The 15701-nt window shown below is 51.1% G+C and carries 13 protein-coding genes and 1 pseudogene; 8 read left to right on the top strand and 6 right to left on the bottom strand.

What is annotated here, in order from left to right; genetic code table 11:
• Nucleotides 1–2 precede the first annotated feature (2 nt).
• The 4 genes from PsB1_RS03930 to PsB1_RS03915 are packed head-to-tail and all read left to right on the top strand — an operon-like array spanning nucleotide 3 to nucleotide 4694.
• On the top strand, nucleotides 3–1283 hold the full coding sequence (locus tag PsB1_RS03930) for a hydrolase (protein ID WP_284359218.1): 1281 nt from the start codon (nucleotides 3–5) through the stop codon (nucleotides 1281–1283).
• Entirely contained in the window at nucleotides 1277–2299 is a 1023-nt protein-coding gene (astA, locus tag PsB1_RS03925) for an arginine N-succinyltransferase (protein WP_284359217.1), read from the top strand. The genes PsB1_RS03930 and astA overlap by 7 nt, the downstream gene beginning before the upstream one ends.
• Nucleotides 2292–3761: a succinylglutamate-semialdehyde dehydrogenase gene (gene astD / locus PsB1_RS03920; RefSeq protein WP_284359215.1), complete on the top strand. Its 1470-nt coding sequence runs from the start codon at nucleotides 2292–2294 to the stop codon at nucleotides 3759–3761. The genes astA and astD overlap by 8 nt, the downstream gene beginning before the upstream one ends.
• Nucleotides 3762–3797: 36 nt before the next feature.
• Complete coding sequence (locus PsB1_RS03915; RefSeq protein WP_284359213.1) at nucleotides 3798–4694, top strand: hypothetical protein; 897 nt, start codon at nucleotides 3798–3800, stop codon at nucleotides 4692–4694.
• A 22-nt stretch (nucleotides 4695–4716) separates the two neighbouring features.
• Here the strand turns inward: PsB1_RS03915 and PsB1_RS03910 are convergent, their stop codons facing one another.
• The 3 genes and pseudogenes from PsB1_RS03910 to PsB1_RS11915 form a co-directional block, all read right to left on the bottom strand.
• Nucleotides 4717–5355: an O-methyltransferase gene (locus tag PsB1_RS03910; protein WP_284359211.1), complete on the bottom strand. Its 639-nt coding sequence runs from the start codon at nucleotides 5353–5355 to the stop codon at nucleotides 4717–4719.
• Between the two features lie 217 nt (nucleotides 5356–5572).
• On the bottom strand, nucleotides 5573–5980 hold the full coding sequence (locus PsB1_RS03905) for a DNA cytosine methyltransferase (protein WP_284359210.1): 408 nt from the start codon (nucleotides 5978–5980) through the stop codon (nucleotides 5573–5575).
• A gap of 257 nt (nucleotides 5981–6237) precedes the next feature.
• A pseudogene (locus PsB1_RS11915) lies at nucleotides 6238–6564 on the bottom strand (DNA cytosine methyltransferase); the annotation flags it as partial.
• A 296-nt stretch (nucleotides 6565–6860) separates the two neighbouring features.
• Between PsB1_RS11915 and PsB1_RS03900 the strand changes: the two are divergent.
• The 3 genes from PsB1_RS03900 to PsB1_RS03890 all read left to right on the top strand — a co-directional run bounded on the left by PsB1_RS03900 (nucleotide 6861) and on the right by PsB1_RS03890 (nucleotide 9565).
• Nucleotides 6861–8063, top strand: a complete 1203-nt coding sequence (locus PsB1_RS03900; protein ID WP_284359208.1) for an acetyl-CoA C-acyltransferase — start codon at nucleotides 6861–6863, stop codon at nucleotides 8061–8063.
• 111 nt (nucleotides 8064–8174) lie between these two features.
• On the top strand, nucleotides 8175–8753 hold the full coding sequence (locus PsB1_RS03895; protein ID WP_284359207.1) for a TlpA family protein disulfide reductase: 579 nt from the start codon (nucleotides 8175–8177) through the stop codon (nucleotides 8751–8753).
• A 170-nt stretch (nucleotides 8754–8923) separates the two neighbouring features.
• Nucleotides 8924–9565 carry an exopolysaccharide biosynthesis protein gene (locus PsB1_RS03890; protein ID WP_284359206.1) on the top strand — a complete coding sequence of 214 codons (642 nt, stop codon included), beginning with the start codon at nucleotides 8924–8926 and terminating at the stop codon, nucleotides 9563–9565.
• On the opposite strand, the gene PsB1_RS03885 is transcribed toward PsB1_RS03890, so the two are convergent.
• The 3 genes from PsB1_RS03885 to PsB1_RS03875 form a co-directional block, all read right to left on the bottom strand.
• The gene (locus PsB1_RS03885; RefSeq protein WP_284359203.1) at nucleotides 9512–10894 is read right to left on the bottom strand and encodes an APC family permease; all 1383 of its coding nucleotides are present in this window, start codon (nucleotides 10892–10894) and stop codon (nucleotides 9512–9514) included. The two genes, PsB1_RS03890 and PsB1_RS03885, sit on opposite strands and share 54 nt — an antisense overlap.
• A gap of 79 nt (nucleotides 10895–10973) precedes the next feature.
• Nucleotides 10974–12353: a serine hydrolase domain-containing protein gene (locus tag PsB1_RS03880; protein WP_284359202.1), complete on the bottom strand. Its 1380-nt coding sequence runs from the start codon at nucleotides 12351–12353 to the stop codon at nucleotides 10974–10976.
• Between the two features lie 282 nt (nucleotides 12354–12635).
• The gene (locus tag PsB1_RS03875; RefSeq protein WP_284359201.1) at nucleotides 12636–13130 is read right to left on the bottom strand and encodes an Hsp20 family protein; all 495 of its coding nucleotides are present in this window, start codon (nucleotides 13128–13130) and stop codon (nucleotides 12636–12638) included.
• A gap of 235 nt (nucleotides 13131–13365) precedes the next feature.
• Here PsB1_RS03875 and PsB1_RS03870 point away from each other — a divergent pair, with 235 nt between their 5' ends.
• Nucleotides 13366–15444: a hypothetical protein gene (locus tag PsB1_RS03870; protein WP_284359199.1), complete on the top strand. Its 2079-nt coding sequence runs from the start codon at nucleotides 13366–13368 to the stop codon at nucleotides 15442–15444.
• Nucleotides 15445–15701: the final 257 nt, after the last annotated feature.

Below are 15701 nucleotides of genomic sequence, written 5' to 3'. Positions count from 1 at the left end.
GGATGACCCCAAATCTTGTTTTGGAACACGATGTTCAAACCGCGATGGCACAGGTGAAACATGCGCCAAACTATTGGAAGTCGCGCTTAGTTGAATGGTGCTCAATCAATACGGGGTCGCGGAATCTTGCGGGTCTGCGATCATTTCTCCCTTTGTTAGTGAATGCCTTTAGCGCATTGCCCGGCACACTAAGCAGCTGCCCCTTGGCACCCGAGCAAGTCGTTTCAGTGCAGGGGAAACTTGAAGATCAAACCCTGTGTGATGCGCTCCATCTGGTTGTGCGACCAGAAGCATCAATTAAGATTGTCCTTACCGGTCATTATGACACCGTGTTTCCAGCTGGAACTAGCTTTGTGAACGTTCAAGAAATCAAGCCAGGTATTGTGAACGGTCCGGGCGTAGCCGATATGAAGGGTGGCCTGTTGGTGATGCTGGAAGCCTTGCAGCTTTTTGAAACCTTGGGTTGCGCGCAAGGCGTGGGCTATGAGGTCCTGCTCAGTCCCGATGAAGAGATCGGCTCACCGGGTTCTTCAGCGCTTTTGGCTGAAATCGGAGCGCGGTCCGATGTTGGCTTGACCTATGAGCCTGCTTTGGCGGATGGCTCGATGTCGGGTGCACGTAAGGGTTCTGGCAATTTTTCCCTCACCATTCATGGCAAGGCAGCCCATGTCGGTCGCTCGCATCACGAAGGCCAATCTGCGATTGCAGCGGCGGCGCGATTTGTTGTTGCGCTTGAAGCCTTGAATGGCTCCCAACCAGGTGTCATTTTTAATACCGGTCGCATCGATGGTGGTGGCCCAAACAATGTGGTGCCAGATTTAGCTATTGTGCGCTTCAACGTCCGTGTACCCGACGAGGGCGCTATTGAATGGGCATCACGGCAAATTGAAGGCTTTATAAAGCAGATTGTCTTGGAAGGTGATCTCCATGCCCATTTACATGGTGGGTTCAACCGCCCACCAAAACCACGTACGCCTGCACAGGCCTTGATGTTTGAACATGTTGCAACTGCTGGCAGGGCGATAGGACTGGACCTTGTCTTCACCGATACAGGTGGGGTGTGTGAGGGAAATAATTTAGCCGCATCGGGCTGTGCGAATGTGGATACACTTGGTCCGCGCGGCGGGCTTATCCATTCAAATCAGGAATTTGCAGTTTTAGACAGCTTCTCAGAGCGGGTGAAACTGTCCTTGGCGCTACTGGTAGGCTATGCGACAGGTCAACTGGATGCCAAGGCACCTAGGCGCTTATTGGCACAAACATCGGAACTAAATGCATGTTGATTGTTCGTCCGGCCCGACTGGATGATTTTGATGCCTTTATGGGCTTTGCGCGGCAATCGGGCCCAGGTTTTACCAGCTTGCCTGATGATACGACTTTATTGGCAAGCCGTTTGGAAAAGAGCATAACTTCCTTTTCATCCCCCGCAGCAAGTTTAGAGGGTGATGGCGGCATATATTTGTTGATGATTGAACAAGCTCAAGGTGGGCAAGCCTTTGGCTGCGCTGCGGTTAAAACCAATATCGGCCGCGATGTGCCATTTTTCAATTATCGCATCGTTACCTATGGCCAAGCGTCCAAGGCCGCAAACCGTCGCTTTGAGATGCGGGCCTTAACAATGGTTAATGATTATACCGGCTGTACTGAAGTTGGCACTTTATTTTTGGAACCTGAGCGCCGAGGTGATGGGGCTGGCAAACTTTTAAGTCTGTCACGCTTTATGCTCATGGCTACCGATCCGCAGCGCTTTCAGGGTATCGTGGTGAGTGAATTGCGTGGCCTTGTTGATCTTGATGGGCGCTCGCCTTTTTGGGAAGTTGTGGGGCGGCCTTTTTACCGCATGGACTTTGAGGAAGCCGATAAAATTTCTGCAACCACCGACAATCAGTTCATTATCGATCTATCCCCCAAGCATGCCATATATGTTGATCTACTGCCTGAAAGCGCGCGTGGCGCGATCGGCGAAACCCATCCAGACGGTGCCCCCGCCCGTCGCCTGTTGGAACGTGAAGGGCTACGCTTTGAAGGTGTCATTGATATCTTTGACGGCGGTCCACTTTTGGCGGCGCGTATCGAGGATACACGGACGGTCCGAGAGTCTCAACAATTACCCTTTTTAGTGGGTAATACCCATGGCGAAGACCGCGTGATGGTATCAAACGATCGGGTAGCAGGATTTACGTGCACGCTGGCACCTGGCCGCATCACCCCCGACGGTGTTGTTTTAAAAAATGAAGTGTTAGAAGCATTAGAAATGGATAAAGGTCAAATAGGCCGTGTACGGAGTTTTAATGTCTGAATTTCTTCAAAATGGGGTATTTCTCAATGGCACCTGGCATGCTGGAACAGGTGGGCTTTTCACAACCATCGATCCTGCAACCCAAAGCCCAAGCTTTAGCGCACATGCTGCCTCGCGCGAGCAAGTAACCCAAGCGGTTGAAGCCGCACGTTTGGCGTTTAAATCTTGGTCAAGAACCAGCCGCGCTTCGCGCATAGCGATCCTAGAAGCCTATGCCAAAGCCCTAGAAGCTCGTGGTCAAGAGCTAGCCCAGGCAATTTCCCGCGATATGGGTAAAGCCTTATGGGAATCGACAGCAGAAGTTGCAGCTATGGTTGCCAAGATTGCCATTTCTGTGCGCGCGTATGATCAACGCACCGGGAGCCGTGAAGAAGCCTCTGCTTTTGGCCGCACAGCGCTTGATCATCGCCCTTGGGGTGTGATGGCGGTATTAGGTCCCTTTAATTTTCCAGGCCATTTGCCCAATGGCCATATTGTGCCAGCTCTGCTTGCTGGCAATTGTGTGGTGTTTAAACCATCAGAGCTTGCACCAAGTGCAGCGCGATTTATGGCGGAGGCTTTTGTGGAAGCAGGTCTTCCAGAAGGTGTTTTATCGGTTGTTATGGGGGCGCGGGAAACTGGGACAGCCCTTTTGGAGGCACCCGGTGTTGATGGGGTTTTATTTACAGGTTCAGTCACCACCGGGACAGCCATTCACGCCCAATTTGCCGGTCGGCCTGAGGTTGTTTTGGCGCTAGAAATGGGCGGTAATAATCCTCTCATCATTTGGGACCCAGCCGATCTTGAGGCTGCAGCCGACTTGATTGTGCATTCAGCCTTTATCACAAGCGGTCAGCGTTGCTCCTGCGCGCGGCGGTTGATTTTGCCAGAGGGACGGTTTGGCGATCAAGTTCTAGAAGCAACAAAGGCCCGTATTGAGCGTATGGTGTTGGGGCCTTGGAATGGCGCGGAAGCCCCCTTTATTGGTCCTGTGATTAGTGTCGCACAGGCCAATTTGGTTGGCGCATATGAAAACAAGCTACAGGTCTTGGGAGGTACTACTTTGGTGGAAGCCCGCATTGGGGTTGAAGGCCCAGCCTTTGTTCGCCCAGGCATGATGGATATGAGCCATGCGCAAGAACCCGCCGATGAAGAAATGTTTGCCCCCTATGCCCAAGTTTATCGGGTGAAGTCGTTTGATCAGGCGATCCGGCGGGCCAATGCAACGCGCTTTGGCCTTGCAGCTGGCCTTGTATGTGATGACCGTGCGCGGTGGGATGACGCGGTTTTAAGCTTGCGTGCTGGTCTGATCAATTGGAATCGACCCACAACCGGGGCCTCTTCGGCCTTGCCATTTGGTGGCCCGGGCCTTTCTGGAAACGCCAGACCTAGCGCTTTTTACGCAGCCGATTATTGCGCCTATCCGGCAGCGCGTCAGGAAGCCGATACGGCTCAGCGCCTCAGTGCACCGGGTCTGGCATAGATGTGCTTGCACTTAGGTCATTCTCTTTTTCGGCGTATGCTCGCCTTGCTCGGCGCAACCCTCTGCGCGCAGGCATGTATCGGTAGTGCGCAGGCGCAATCACCTCAAGTTGTCGGGGAACCAAGCATTCCAACGCCTGCCCCAGTTCCGGTTGCGGCGGCGATCTCCATGCAAGAGGTCGCCTTAGAGATGCAAACGCGCTTGGCCAAACTGCCAAGTGTGCGCGGTATAGAAACTATTGAAGCAAAGCCCAATGAATTGCGAATCATGGCCTATTCTGAGATCAATGTCCGCCTTGATACATTACATACTCGGTTAAATGCACCAGGTGCAAACCGAGAGGGCGAGTATCGCCGCTTTGTGTCAAATGTGGCAAGTCTTTTGACGCGTAATGATCCATTTAAGCTCGCCCAATTGCGCGTGGTTATCCGGACAAGTACTGCTATCAACCTCTTTGAAGAGCAAACCGCATTTCAGGGACATCCTAATGCGGTTTTACGTCGCCCTTTCGTTGAGGGCTTAGAGGAAGTGGTGGTTGGCGATACCCCAACGACAATTGCTTTGATGCCAATTGGTCGCTTAGCTGACTTAAATTTGGGGGTAACCCAAGCATTTGATTTGGCGCGCGCCAATACCGCCGCTGCGATCCAAGAAGTACATTGGATTGCAAAGGATGGTCTTTTAGAAGCACCCTCAGATTTGGTATATGCCACCAGTCTGCTGACGATTGATGCGGTTTGGTCGGGCTTGCAACGTCAATTGGGTGGCCCGGTGGCGGTAACCATCCCAACCCGTGATCGGCTAGTGGTTGGCCGTGCGGATCGTCCGCGTGACATAAAGCGCCTGAAAGCCATTGCCGCTACCAGCAGTGGATCTGGAGCCTTGTCCAGCACTGTTTTGATCCGGCGCGGCTCAAATTGGGTCGTGAACTAAATTCAATGCTTGAGCGCGCTAATCATGAGGTCTTTGTGATCAGCAATAGTCCGTCACCACTTGTTGACACGACCGAACGCACGCGCTGATCCTTATGCGCGAAGCGTGCGATGTCTTGAACACCACTGGTTTGAGAACGCGCGCCTGCAAACACAAGAGTACCGCCAGTATGCAGAATAGTGAGCGCTTGCTCATAAAGCTCAAGACCAACAATGACGTCGCGGTCGATCCAAACAAAGTCTATCCGACCCTCATAGCCTGATAGTGCTAAATCGTTTAGGCCTTGCCGGGCTGGGGAAGGATCGCAATTGATGGTACTCTCAACACCTGCGCTTTGCCAAAGTGACCTCGCAGTCTTAGTAAAGTCCCCCGTATCGCTGAATGTAAAAACTCTGCCGCCCGGTCCTGCATTATGACGCACCGCTTCGGCTGCGATCAATGCGGCATATCCGGCTGAGCCACCCACTTGAACGGCTAAGCGCACATCGAGTTGGCGCAGCAAAAAGCCAAGAAAAGCGCTTTCGTCTTCCGGCATCGGGTCTGGGAGAGCTTCACCCTCTGCCACTTGATTCCGATGCGCCTGAATGGCCTGAGGTTCACAAGGATTTACCTCGTTTAAAAATCGCAACCATGGGTCACTGAAGTTGAAGGAAGCTGACATCTCAATTCCCAGGCTCACTGTCTGCTATAGTGCATGGACCCTAATATAAATAAAAGTCATAGGCTTATGACGGCATGATCATGCGCGTTGTCAGCCGCAGCTACCCAGTGAGGGCAGAAGCACTGGTGTTATAGCACCACTGGTTCACACGCGGCAGCCCAAGAATGCATACGCTTTTGTGGTGTTTATAGGATCCCTAGACTAAGGTGTTGCCGACTTAGACAAGGCGGCTGAGTAGATGCTCACTAAGCCAACAGACCACCGGTACCGCCACACCATCGCCAGCAATCCTCAAGGCCGCAAGTTGACCCTGCGGGAGCTGGTAGGATGCATCGACCCCCATAAGACGCATTGCCTCGCGGGGGGTCAAGGCGCGCGCTTTGATGGACGGGCCTTCGATCATCAGAAGAAATTGCCACGAAGATCCCTCGGCCGGGGTTCGCAAACAGCCGACTTTAATGTCGAAGCGGACTTCGGCGCGCTGATACTTTTTATCAATTTCTGTTCTGGTTCTTCGATAAGCTGTGCCAATCAGGCGCTGACCTGTCGCTTGGGGGCGTGCACGGCGGCCAGATGCTTCGGGCTGAGTTGGCTGATCAGTCGCGCTGTACGTGAAACACTCCACCAAGGCGGATCGATATCGTCTAATAGGTCGATCAGATTTTGGTTTGGCGGTGTAGGATTGGTGACAAACCAATCAATGTTGGCACGCACCAATTCTTGCGGCAGTCATCTTACGGCATTGCGCACCGCAGGAGTTATAAAGACACAAGGTCTTATGGGTGAAGCCAGCAGATAAGCTGGAATTGGGCGATCTTTTGCGATCGCGACGATGAATAGGCGGGGCCTTGATTGGGGTAAAAACCAAGATGCATCCATCTCCTAACAACCTGACCGATAGCCTAGATGGCGCAGCGCTGTCACGACAGCCACATAATCTTGGCCACCTCTGGAGTTTAATAGGCCCATGACATTCTCAATCACCAAAACGCTGGGGGGGTCACCACGCAGGACCAGCTCATGTATTCTCGCTGTAAAGTGATAGAATGTGCCTGATCGTTGGCCTGCATGGCCCAATCGATCCCCCGCAAGGGAAAGGTCTTGACAGGGAAAACTCGCCCAGGCCAAGGTGATATTTCTCGGCAAGTCAGCGCCACTGAGGTCAGCAATATCAGCTTCAACCAGCTCAGATGAACCAAAATTGGCGTGGTAAGTTTGGTATTTTCCAGCATCTTAATCATTGGCCCAGACAATGACAAACTGCCTGCTCAAACTCAATCGGGCCAAGCCACCCCCGGAAAAAATTCTAGCGCTTTTGGTTTGGTTGTCAGCAACATGGTATCCTTTTAAGGTTGGATTAAGACTTTGCCCATGCAGAGCGCGTTTTTGTGCAAACCGGCTAGGGTAAATCTCAATTTTGCACTTTCAATCATGCGCGCAGCCGCTATGACTTGTTTAACGTTGGATCACACATCGAAGCACCATTTCATAGAGGAGCTGCAATCATGCGCGATGCCGTAATTGTATCAACTGCCCGGACGGGCTTAGCAAAGTCACTTCGTGGTGGATTTAACATGACCCATGGCGCAGCCATGGCCGGCCATGCGATTAAACATGCGATTGAGCGCGCGCGCATTGAGCCTGGCTTTATTGAGGATGTTTATATGGGTGCTGGGCAGCCAGAGGGTGCAACAGGTGCCAATGTTGCCCGCAATGCAGCGATCTGGGCGGGTTGCCCTGTAACGACGTCTGGAACCACAATCAATCGCTTTTGCTCCTCCGGTTTGCAAGCCATTGCAATGGCCGCCAATTATATTACCCAAAGCGGAGCTGAAGCGGCAATTGGCGGCGGCGTTGAGTCGATCTCTTTGGTGTCGGCCAGTGGCACGATGAACCTGTCTAATTATCGCGAAGATTATCTGATGAGCATCAAGCCAGAGCTTTGGATGCCAATGATTGAAACCGCTGATATTGTTGCTAAGAGATATAATGTGAGCCGTGAATATCAAGATGAATATGCTTTGCGCAGCCAGCAACGAATCGCCGCTGCCCAAGCTGCGAGCTATTATAAGGACGAAATCGTCCCCATGGCCACCAAGATGAAGGTCGTGGACAAGGCCACGGGCGAAACCTCAATCGTGGATGTCACAGTCAACCGCGATGAGTGTAATCGCCCTGATACCACATTGGAAGGCTTGGCTTCGTTAAAGCCAGTTCGCGGGCCAGAGCATTTCATTACCGCTGGCAATGCCTCTCAATTATCCGATGGTGCAGCGGCGGTGGTAGTGATGGAAGCCAAGGCAGCTGAAAAGCGCGGGATTGAACCGCTTGGCCGATTTGCTGGTTTCGCGGTTGCGGGGTGTGAGCCCGACGAAATGGGGATTGGCCCCGTATTCGCTGTCCCACGTCTTTTGGAGCGGGCGGGTTTGTCCGTAGATGACATTGATTTGTGGGAGCTGAATGAGGCTTTCGCCAGCCAATGCCTCTATTCGCGCGATCGTTTGGGGATTGATCCAGAGAAATTCAATGTAAATGGCGGTTCGATTGCGATTGGCCATCCATTCGGTATGACAGGTGCGCGTTGTGCAGGCCACATCTTACTAGAGGGCCGGCGCCGGAAAAAAGCTGGCCACAACATCCAATGGGGCGTAGTAACCATGTGTATAGGTGGTGGCATGGGTGCTGCCGGTTTGTTTGAGATTTACTAAACCCTACACTCTGGTGCACATCATTGGTAATGGGTTAAAGAAATGGTCGCTATGGCCATTCGCGCCTGTATAGATAGGAATAGAGATAGGATGTTGAGCATAGATCGCCGTATGACTTTAAAAACCTTAGCCGCAGGCTGTGCATTGGGTGTAAATCCTGCTTTGGCTCAAACCACAGCGCCAACGACCCCGCCCGTCGATCCGCGTCCACGTAGCTATGATCTGATCGGTCAAAAAGCCCCTGCTACAGATTTGGCAAGGCTTGATGGGGGTCGGTTTACCAATAAGGACTTTATCGGCAAAACAACCATAGTGCAATTTTGGGGCATTTGGTGTCCAGATTGTTTGGCCGATGTTGATGATGTCGCAGCGCTTAATCGTCTGATTAAAGGTGATAAAAAACTGAGATTTATCGGGATTCATACGCGTGGACGGTATGGCCGATGGGGTGGGTTGGAGCCCTTTTTTACCGAAAAGAACTACCGTTTCCCTGTCGCCATTGATGACGATAGCGCTGCCTATAAAGCGTGGCAGATTAAATGGGTGCCGAGCTTTGTCATCGTTGGCCCTGATGGTACGATTCGCGACTATACAACCGATCTGAAGGCCGGTTCGGGCATTGGTGTTGCAGGCTTGATCGCTAAAGCACGCGGCATTGCTAAAGCCAATCAGAGCAAATTCCCAGCTTAACAGATACAAAAAAGTGAACATTAAAAGCGTTGCTAACTGAACAATAACTTAGTCTGTGATAGATAGGGTCACAGTTTATATTTTTGCGCAGCGGTGGCCCTTCTTCTGCCGTCATTGCTTACGATATGTGCGGTCGAGCGCCATGTAGGTTGCTAAATAGGACTTTGATCTTGCGCGCTCCATTGCCGCCTAAAACCTCAGATCTTCTCAAAGATTTGCATGAAGCATTTCCAGGTGAAGAGAAAATCGCGGTGCGTGATGTTTTAATGCGCCTTGACGGGCGCGCGTTTGGGTTGTTGCTCTTGATTTTGGCGCTGCCCAATTGCATCCCCAATGTGCCGGGAATTTCAACGATTTTCGGACTTTTATTGGTTGCCCCAGCCCTACAAATGATTTTTGGGGCGGGTCGGCCTTGGATTCCCAAGCGGATTGGCGACTTAACGATTGAAACCACCACCTTTCGCAAATGTATCGATGTTTCCATGCCAATGTTGCTTCGAATCGAAAAACTCGTTTCCCCGCGCATTCAATTTCTGACCCAAAAGCCTGCAACTATTTGGTTTGGCATACAAACCTTGATCTTGGCTGGCGTATTGGTTTTGCCGATTATGGGTGGCAATTGGCTTCCTGGGATGAGTATTGCAGCCCTTGCTATTGCGCTTTTACAGCGCGACGGCCTGTTTTCGCTTATTTCTTTCATTTTTTTCTTGATTAGCCTTTTGGTCGTGCCCTTGGCTATTGGGGTGACTTTTGCTGGGTTAAACTGGCTTATTGGTGTTTTGGCCAGTGGATTTCATCATTTTCACTTTTAAAGGCTTTGTGATAAGCGCCAAGCCAATTCCAACAGCCACAACGCCAACCCCAAAGAGCGCTCCAACTTTGACATAATTCAGCGATGACCACAGCATCGCGGCACTGCTTGCAGCAAAAAATAGCGGCAAAAACGGATAAAAAGGCACTTTGAACGGGCGTGAAAAATGTGGCTGTGTTTGGCGTAATCGGATCACAGCTAGCCCGCTGGCTGTCAAATAGGCCCAATAGACCGGTGCAGTATAATCCACTAAGGTCGCAAATCCATGGTAAAATGCGCCAAGTGCTACGAGGGCAATCGAGACGGCACCTTGGGCTAAAAAAGCTTGGCTTGGAATGCCTCTGGCGCGGTCCCAAGTTGCGATCCATGAAAAGGCCTCTCGGTCATGGGCTGCGGCATAAGTGGTGCGTGCACCAACGATCATGGTCCCATTGATGGAGGTGATCGCAGCTGCTGCGACACCAATAGCTAATAAGATGCCCGCATCTGGCCCAAAAGCACGTACCATCAAATCAGCGGCCGGCGTCTCCGATCGCGCCAGTCCTTCGATACCCAAGCCGCGCAACAATGCCCAATTGGCTAGAAGGTATAAAGCCGTGATGATGGCAACGGCGCTAACCAAAGCGATCACCATGCTTTGATTTGGTCCATTACGGGTAATTTTGATTTCAGCAGAAAGGGTGGCCATCTCACTCCATCCCCCAAAAGCCAGCAACACAAACACCAAGCCATAACCTACGCCAGCCAGATCAGGCGGGTTTCCAGAACCTATTGTGGTGGGTGGTATAGCTTGCAATACAAGCCACGCTGCGGCAGCGGCCAGCATCAATAGGCCCAAGACTTCCAGACACGTGATGACATAATCTGCGGCGACACCACCTTGGGTGCCACGCAGATTAAAGGCTGTCATGATCACCACGGCCCCAAACGCGTAAAGGGCGGGGCCGTGGGGCCCGAGGTTCCAGACTAGATTGAGATAATCGCCAATGACAAAGCCCAAAAGCGCGATGGATCCAGTATTGATGATAGCAAACCGTGCCCAAGCAAAGCTAAAGCCAAAGGTGGTACCATAGGCTTTTGTCAAAAAATGATAATCGCCACCAGCATGGGGATAAGCGGTTGATAGCTCGCTATAACACAAGGCACCGATCATAGTGATTAAACCGCCAAAGATCCACACACCATAAACCGCCAAAGGCGTACCCACATTCTGGGCCACCAAAGCTGGGGATTTAAAAATCCCTGCTCCTACAACCATACCAACCGCAATCAACACCACATAGGATATCGAGAGGTGGCGGGTTGGGGCGGCCGTATCTGGATCAGTCATCCCCCAACAGTGTCGCCCGTATGAAGGGGCGTCAATAGCTAAAGGTGAGGGTCATAAAGGCTTTGAAGGCTTTGTATCTTTATTGGACTGGAACGCCATGCGCGGCGCGGCAGGCTGCCCCTTGGTAGACGCGAATAAAATCCCCAATCACTTGTGTCATGATTACGCCGGCCTCTTTTGTTTTGGGATTAGCCCAGAAAAAGGTTCCAGCGGCACCGCTCCAAAACATGGTCCCACTTGGTGCGCCACTATGAGAAAGGGCGCTATCCATTACCCGTCCAAATCCCAATCCATAGCTATAGCCATATTGTGCTATATGACCGCTTGCCTTTTTACCCAATTGATCAGAGCCCATTTCTGCAATGGTGGTGGCTTTTAAAAGGCGAACACCATCAAGTTCTCCGCCACCCGCAATCATACGCGCAAACCGTGTATAATCACCCAAAGTCCCAACCAGGCCAGAACCACCAAATTCAAGCTGTGCCGGGGATTGCCATGGGCTGATGGCTGGGGGATCTACTGGGCGGGGGACCTCATGGGGTGGAATGTCCTTTAGGCTTTTATGAGAAAAAAAAGCTTCGGAATTTTTGCTTGCCGTGACCGCGACATAGAGATTTGCCAAATGCGCGCTATCCCCTGGTTGCACCTGAAAGCCTGTGTGGGTCATGCCCAAAGGCGCAAAAATTCGTTCTTTGAAGAATTCACCCAGTTTCTGACCAGAGCCAATTTCAACCACCCGACCAAGTACATCTATCGCATTGCCGTATGTGTAAGTTGCACCAGGCTGATGGGCTAAGGGGATCGCTGCAATACGATCAGTTAATTCTTGTAAACTGGCGACCCTTGGACCCTTAAAGTCTGGTATCATTTCACCCGGAGAGCGCTCAATCCCTTTCATCGCATAAAGGCGCTCTACAGGCTTCTCAGCTCCAAAATAGGGCATGCCGGCCGATTGCCGCAACAGGTCGCGCAACGTTAGCGGGCGGGATTGCGGCTCTGTTTTGAGGCTTTCAACCGTTTCACCGCTAACATAAACAACGGTGTTGGCAAAAGATGGTATATAAGTGGATAAGGGGGCATCTAGCTTCAACTTTCCTTCTTCGACCAAAATCATCACGGCCACTGCGGTGATTGGTTTAGTCATTGAAAAGAGACGAAAAATAGTATCACCATCGATGGCTTTACCATCAGATAGATCGGCCACGCCCACATATGTGGTTTCAATTCGACCAAAGCCATCGATAAGGGCGGCTGAAAACCCTGGAGCAACTTTCTTATCCACCCCATCTTGTAAAACCGCGCGCACCGCTGCCATTCGTGCGGGCAGGACCGAAGCTGGCAGCGTCCTAAGGGTAAGGTGCTTAGCATGAGGCAGACTTTGTGCAGTCGCTTGGCCAGTAAAAGCAAAAAGACCGATACTATAGGCCAGCAGCGCAATGAAGGGTTTATTTGGTGACATGAACAGCTCGTTCCCCCACGATTAATCAATGACTTAAAGTCATGTGGCTTGATGATCGTGAAGGAGGCTGACAAATCATATCAGCATCTGGCACGTTTCGATGGCGGACATGACCATGATTTAAGGTCAATAATCAAGTTTATTTAAACGCGTGTCGATGAAAATATTGCCAAACCGAAAGGACTTGTGGCTTAGCAAATGTGGCATCACATTTATACATTACCCTGGCACAAAAGGCTGGCTAGGCCCAATGCCCAACCAGCCTTTCATCATCACAAAATTTTAGGCGGCACGACCGGCTTTAGACTTTGCCTCAATCAATGGGCTGTCATTTGCGCCAGCGCTTGAGTTAGCTGCGCCAACTTGGATCGCAATTTTGCGGGGCTTTAATGCTTCTGGCACTTCACGGACCAATTCAAGGCTTAGCATGCCATGTTCTAAATTGGCCCCGGTTACACGAACGTGGTCGGCCAATTGGAACCGACGTTCAAATCCACGTTCTGCAATGCCGCGATGCAAGAAGTTACGGCTTTCATCGCTGCCGAGCTTTTTCCCAGTGATGGTCAAAAGGCCTTCTTTCAGCTCAATCGACAAATCATCTGGACCAAAGCCTGCGACTGCCAACTCAATTTGGTAAGCATCGTCACCGGTCTGCTCAATATTATAGGGCGGCCATCCGGTTGCCGTGTCTAGGCGCGAGCCGCTTTCGATCAGATGAGCCATCCGGTCAAAACCGACGATGGTACGGTATAAGGGTGTAAGATCAATTGTACGCATGTTGTCCTCCTAAAAGCGACGGTTTGAGTATATAACGGCCTGAATTTCAGCGCCGCATGCTTGATTTGGGCACGGCTTTATTACCGTTCAAGAGGCGTTGGATTAAAATCTGACAAAGAATTCATGTCGATTAGGCTTGAGCCAGCTAATCAAACTGGGCTAGTCATATTTTCTTGAATTCAGTTTTGGAACTGTTCAAGGCAGGCTGCATGTGGTCAATGAGAGATATAGGCGCATGAGACATCGCGCTTTGGCACTCGCCGTATCCACCAGCTTGCTGGTGGTCATTTGGGTTGTTTCTGCTTCGGCTCAAGGCATACTCCCCCAATCAAGCGAGCCTCAGGCGGGCGTTAGCCCCATCGATCAGGCATCGTCTATCCTATCATCCCGAAGCATCGAACCCATTCCGGTTTTAGATGAACTTGCAAAATCCTATTTGCGCCGAGCTATTCATAGCGAACAACGAATCGACACTAAGCGTGATCGCTGGCGTAACCCTGAAGCCAGTTTGCAATTTTTTGCTGTACGGCCAAGCGACACAGTTGTTGAAATTTGGCCCGGTCAAGGTTGGTACACTTCGATCTTGGGGCCATATTTAAAACAAGGTGATGGCAAATTGATCGTGGGCCACTTTGATGCAGAATCGTCAAACTCTAATGTGGTCCGTCAAATCGTAGAAGCCTATCGAAGCCGGTTCGCAGCTAATCCATCGGTCTACGGTACAGTTAGTGTTGAGCCCTTTGGCCCTAAATCAAGTCCGCTTGCCCCTGCCAATAGCGTGGACAGAGTTTTGACCTTTCGTAACATCCATAATTGGATGGCCCAAGGTTGGGTTGAAAAAGCATTTGCCGACTTCTTTTTTGTTCTCAAGCCAGGTGGCATTTTGGGTATTGAGGAGCATCGCGGTCGCACAGATGAACCCCAAGATCCTTTAGCTAAGGATGGCTATGTGCGCGAAGATTACGTGATTCAACTTGCCCGTGAGGCTGGCTTTGAATTTGCGGGTCGCTCTGAAATCAACGCTAATCCAGCCGATACCAAAGATCATCCGTTTGGGGTGTGGACCTTGCCGCCGGTGTCGCGCACTTCCATGGTGGGTGAGCCAGACGATCCAAGTTTTGACAGACGACGCTACGATGCGATCGGCGAGAGTGACCGTATGACATTGCGGTTTCGTAAACCCCTCACGGCAACAGGCGTAGCCGACCCATCGCTGAAAATGGCTGCTGACCAAGTTCAGATCACAATTCTACCATCCCCACCCCCTCCACCTAGATCATCAAGGCGAGGTCGGCGTGAGTCATTTAACCAAGCTCCAGTGGTTGGTGCACAATCGTTGCCAACAACCAGTCAAGCCACGCCCACAAATCCTACCATGGAGCGGTTGGCCGCAGAGGACAAAGCCCAATTAGCATCCAAGCCAGAAATTGATAAAAAGTCCCAGAATGAGAAGTCCCAGAATGAGAAGCCCCAGAGTGAGAAGCCCCAGAGTGAGAAGCCCCAGAGTGAGAAGCCCCAGAGTGAGAAGCCCCAGAGTGCGATATCCGAACTTGATCAACGCAAGCCAGCTTTTAACCAAAATGTAGCTGACCAACCGATCGTAACCACAAAGCCAATCACCTCGCCAACCACCACGGTTCCTGCTGAGGGGTTGCAAGCCCCTCTCCAATCCAACCCGGCTTTCGTCAATCAGTTGGGCGCGGAAAGCAAATCAGGCACAAGCACAAGAGCAGCTGGTTCTCGTTCAAAATCCTCAGCACCGGAGGATATTTCTGAAGCCAATAGCCCAGATTTACCGGCCCCTCAGTTCCGCAGCGCTGAACCATCATTGCCGGAAATCAAACCAAATCAGTCGGGTAATACCGAAATTCTAACCACTTTGTCTGAACAAAATCTCGCCAACGCCAAACCAACCCACAAAGATAAGTTGGTTGAAGATCTGCCAACCAAGTCTGAACCAAGCACTGCCAAAAGTCAGGTGAAGCGCGATGAGCCTGAAGCCAAATCCGTTTCTCCGCGAACTCGTAAAGAGGAGGTGGCAAAGGTAAAGGATCGCAAAAAGCCAAAAACAAAAACCTTTACTCAAAACCAACCGCCCAAGAAAAAAGCGCAGTTGAAGCAGTCAAAGACAAAAAAAATAGCACTAGCCGGTAAGCGCAGCAAAACAACAAGCAATAAAGTCTCTTTAGGGTCAAAAATGTCGACGAAGGCTGAACGATCCAAGCAAAAAACAGGCACCAAGCGGCCATCTACAAAAAAGCCAGACTGGAAGACCCCATCAAAGACAAAGGCAAAAAATAAACGATCGACTTAGAAATCTAGCAGTCGTTTTACTCGTCAAAGCACCCAGTTCACCTTGATCTGCGCCATAATGCCTATTCATGGGGTGGCAAAGATAGTGGATCCATAGAGGCATGGATCTACCAGCGATTTGTCTAGTTTGACTTCTCATCTATTGTTCGTTCCCCTGCTGGGTTGGCATTGAACAACATCGTGGCATCTTAGTGCTGCCTCAGTTACCAATAACGACTTTGACGCCAAACATGGCGCAGATGCACCTTGCTCGAATGT

The sequence above is a fragment of the Candidatus Phycosocius spiralis genome, from assembly GCF_030158815.1.
In the GTDB taxonomy this organism is placed as follows: domain Bacteria; phylum Pseudomonadota; class Alphaproteobacteria; order Caulobacterales; family Aquidulcibacteraceae; genus Aquidulcibacter; species Aquidulcibacter spiralis.
Note: the sequence above shows the minus strand (reverse complement) of the source record. Positions and strands in the feature narration are given on the sequence as shown.

Bases quoted from the DNA above. Each gene is read 5' to 3' on its own strand.
- PsB1_RS03930 (WP_284359218.1), top strand. From the start codon at position 3: ATGACCCCAAATCTTGTTTTGGAACACGATGTTCAAACCGCGATGGCA.
- astA (WP_284359217.1), top strand. From the start codon at position 1,277: ATGTTGATTGTTCGTCCGGCCCGACTGGATGATTTTGATGCCTTTATG.
- astD (WP_284359215.1), top strand. From the start codon at position 2,292: ATGTCTGAATTTCTTCAAAATGGGGTATTTCTCAATGGCACCTGGCAT.
- PsB1_RS03915 (WP_284359213.1), top strand. From the start codon at position 3,798: ATGCTCGCCTTGCTCGGCGCAACCCTCTGCGCGCAGGCATGTATCGGT.
- PsB1_RS03910 (WP_284359211.1), bottom strand. From the start codon at position 5,355: ATGTCAGCTTCCTTCAACTTCAGTGACCCATGGTTGCGATTTTTAAAC.
- PsB1_RS03900 (WP_284359208.1), top strand. From the start codon at position 6,861: ATGCGCGATGCCGTAATTGTATCAACTGCCCGGACGGGCTTAGCAAAG.
- PsB1_RS03895 (WP_284359207.1), top strand. From the start codon at position 8,175: ATGACTTTAAAAACCTTAGCCGCAGGCTGTGCATTGGGTGTAAATCCT.
- PsB1_RS03885 (WP_284359203.1), bottom strand. From the start codon at position 10,894: ATGACTGATCCAGATACGGCCGCCCCAACCCGCCACCTCTCGATATCC.
- PsB1_RS03880 (WP_284359202.1), bottom strand. From the start codon at position 12,353: ATGTCACCAAATAAACCCTTCATTGCGCTGCTGGCCTATAGTATCGGT.
- PsB1_RS03875 (WP_284359201.1), bottom strand. From the start codon at position 13,130: ATGCGTACAATTGATCTTACACCCTTATACCGTACCATCGTCGGTTTT.
- PsB1_RS03870 (WP_284359199.1), top strand. From the start codon at position 13,366: ATGAGACATCGCGCTTTGGCACTCGCCGTATCCACCAGCTTGCTGGTG.